Genomic DNA, 3,120 nt, shown 5'->3' with positions numbered 1-3,120 from the left:
GCGTTGGAAGGCCTCGAGCCTGTTCGCAAACGTCCCGGTATGTACATCGGCGGTGTTGGTTCCGCCGGTCTGCACCATTTGATTTGGGAAATTGTTGACAACTCGGTCGACGAGGCCATGAACGGTCACGCGTCTGAGATCACGGTGACGTTGCACAAAGACGGGCAAACCGTTTCAGTCAGTGACAATGGTCGTGGGATTCCGGTCGACAAGCATCCCAAGACCAAGAAGTCGGCGCTTGAAATGGTGCTCACCGTCTTGCACGCGGGTGGCAAATTCGAAGGTGACAACTACAAAACATCCGGTGGTCTGCACGGAGTCGGGGCGTCGGTCGTCAACGCGCTCAGCAAAGAGTTGGTGGCCATCGTCAAACGCAACGGGGCTCAGTACCGGATGGCGTTCTGCCGCGGGCAAGCGACATCGAAGCTTCAAAAGCTGCGTGGAACCGTTCGCGGGACAGGAACGACGATTACCTTCAGCCCTGATCCAACCATTTTTCCGCGGACAACGTTCAACGGCGACACGATCAAGCAACGATTGGAAACGGCCAGTTTCCTGCATCGCGGCGTCAAGGTCACGTACATCGACGAAGTCGCGAAGACCCGCGATACGTTTTTGCATGAAAACGGAATCGTGGACTACCTCGGCAAAGTCATCAAGGAACGCGAGGCGCGGACGATCCACGAAACGCCGTTCACTTACCGAGTCGATGATGACGATCGTGTGGAAGTCACGTTGCAGTGGACCGAGTCGACCGACGAACACGTTCGCAGTTACGTCAACGGCATCCCGACGGCCAGTGGCGGCACCCACGAGAACGGTTTCCGTGGTGGTGTGGTCAAAGCCGTTCGGAACCACATCGACACGCATAACCTGACTCCTCGCGGGGTCAAAATCACTCACGAGGACATTCGCGAAGGACTGATCGCGATCGTATCCATCTTTGTGGCGGAACCTCAGTTCCAAGGCCAAACGAAAGACCGGTTGAACAACCCCGAAGCGCACGGCGTGGTTGAATCCGGGGTCCGCAGTGCGATGGAGCAATGGCTGAACAACAATCCATCCGTTGCCGATGCGGTCATCGCCCGGATTGTTGCGGCCGCACGTGCACGAGCCGCCTCGCGAGCCGCCAGTGAAGCGGTGTCGCGAAAAGGCGGTTCCAAACGAACGATGCTGCCCGGCAAGTTGTCGGATTGTGTATCAGGCGGCAAAGGCAAATCGGAACTGTTCATCGTCGAAGGTGACTCGGCAGGCGGCAGTGCCAAGCAAGGCCGAGACCGGAACTGCCAAGCGATCTTGCCACTGCGTGGGAAGGTGCTGAACACCGAGTCCGCGACGCTGAAAAAGATTCTCGACAACAAAGAGATCCAAGACATGATCGCGTCGCTGGGGTGCGGCATCGGTCCGTCGCTCAACCTCGCGAATTTGCGGTACGATCGAATCATTCTGCTGGCAGATGCTGATAGCGATGGTCACCACATCACGACGTTGTTGCTGACCTTCTTTTACCGACACATGCCTGCGTTGATCGCAGACGGGCGGTTGTTCATCGCTGTTCCGCCGCTGTATCGGATCGACATTGGCAAAGAAACGTTTTGGGCAGCCGATGAAGACCATCGCGAGAAGATTTTGTCGGAACACAAAGGCCGAGCGAATCCCGAGATCACGCGTTTCAAAGGGTTGGGTGAGATGATGCCCAAGGTGCTTTGGAACACGACATTGGATCCAACCAAACGCACGTTGTTGAAGGTGGAAATCGACGACCACTTGGAAACCGACCGCACGATCAGCGATCTGATGGGCCGCGACGCCTCGGCTCGCTTTCGGTTCATCATGGACCGGGCCGAAGACGCCAGCGAAATCGACGTGTGAGGCAACTCGCTTGAAATTGGTGCGACGGCTATCTGCGGCCATCGAGCGAACACTAGCCGGGATTGACGTGTCCGATGCTGGACGGGACGGCTTTCAAAACCTCCCCCAAGATTTCATCCATGGTTCGCCGACTGGTGTCAACTCGCAAGTCCGCCGACGCGCGATAAAGCGGTTCACGCTTTGTCATCACCGTTTTCACTTCGTCGAAAACGGACTGGTCCGTGAGCGAAGGACGGCGATCGGCGGTGGTTGCATCGCCCTGCAATCGCTCAACCAAGATTTCAGGTTCCGCGTCCAACCACACGCACCATCCCGATTGGGAGATCAATTGGCGATTGGCTTCGCGAAGAATGGTGCCTCCACCGAGAGCGATCACGTGCGTGGGCCGTTTGGCAACGTCTCGCAAAGCCGCTTCTTCTCGGTCGCGAAAACCGCGTTCGGATTCATCAGCGAAGATCTCTGTGATCGATTTTTCTGCGGTCGATTCGATCACATCGTCCAGGTCGACGACTGGCACGGACAGCCGTCGCGCTAAAAGTTTCGCAAGCGTACTTTTGCCGCACCCACGGTAGCCGGTCAAATAGAGGTGCTGAGGTTTCACTACGTCAATGTTCATGATGCGAAACGCTACCAGCCCACGGTTTGATTGAGAAGTCCGAAGGGAATGAGATGAATTGGATTGCGAAGATGACGTTGGCGGTGGTGCTCCTGGTTGGGCTGGCGGTGCAAGCAGCCGGACAAAGCGAGCGATCGGGGCGAGTGCAAGCTTCCGGGCAAGCGGAGTCGGCGACGTCGGATTTCGATCGGATTCAATCAGCGGTCGACGAAGAAGACATTCCGCAGGCGCTCAAGGGCGAATTCGACACACGTGACATCGCCGCGGCGACGGCGTGGGCCGACCAACTGAATCTGGCCGATTGGTTGGGCCCGCTCGCTCCATTGGCATTGTCACCGTTCTTTGGCGTGGCTTGTTTGTCCGGTCTGTCGCTGTGGGGACCGGACTGGATCACCGACAACGCTTTGCTGGGTTCCGCGGGGCCGCTCCGCAGCGTCCCGTTGTTCTGCGTTTTCGCAGTTCTCGCGGTGGTGACCAGCGTCCCGCGATTGTCAAAAGTCAGCAAGCCGTTCGCTCAAGCGATGGACCAATTGGAAGCTTACTCGGTGATCGTGATTTTGTTGGCGATTAAAATCACCGCTTCCATGACCGCTGATTCGGTCGGCACCGACGAAGCTCAATTGGCGATGGAG

Annotated in this window: 2 protein-coding genes and 1 pseudogene; 2 read left to right on the top strand and 1 reads right to left on the bottom strand. The window is 57.3% G+C overall.

All coding sequences use genetic code 11. The features are described 5' to 3' along the window. Positions 1-1,872 (top strand): type IIA DNA topoisomerase subunit B (locus ACF8AM_RS22555; protein ID WP_392557821.1); only part of this gene is annotated, 1,872 nt, incomplete at its 5' end. A 52-nt stretch (positions 1,873-1,924) separates the two neighbouring features. Here ACF8AM_RS22555 and ACF8AM_RS22550 read toward each other — a convergent pair. Further along, positions 1,925-2,488, bottom strand: coding sequence for a shikimate kinase (locus ACF8AM_RS22550; protein ID WP_392557820.1), 564 nt, complete (start codon positions 2,486-2,488; stop codon positions 1,925-1,927). Between the two features lie 53 nt (positions 2,489-2,541). Between ACF8AM_RS22550 and ACF8AM_RS22545 the strand changes: the two are divergent. Then, positions 2,542-3,120, top strand: a pseudogene (locus ACF8AM_RS22545) (hypothetical protein); the annotation flags it as partial.

Origin of the sequence: Rhodopirellula sp. JB055, assembly GCF_043100905.1 — a bacterium.
Taxonomy (GTDB): domain Bacteria; phylum Planctomycetota; class Planctomycetia; order Pirellulales; family Pirellulaceae; genus Rhodopirellula.
Note: the sequence above shows the minus strand (reverse complement) of the source record. Positions and strands in the feature narration are given on the sequence as shown.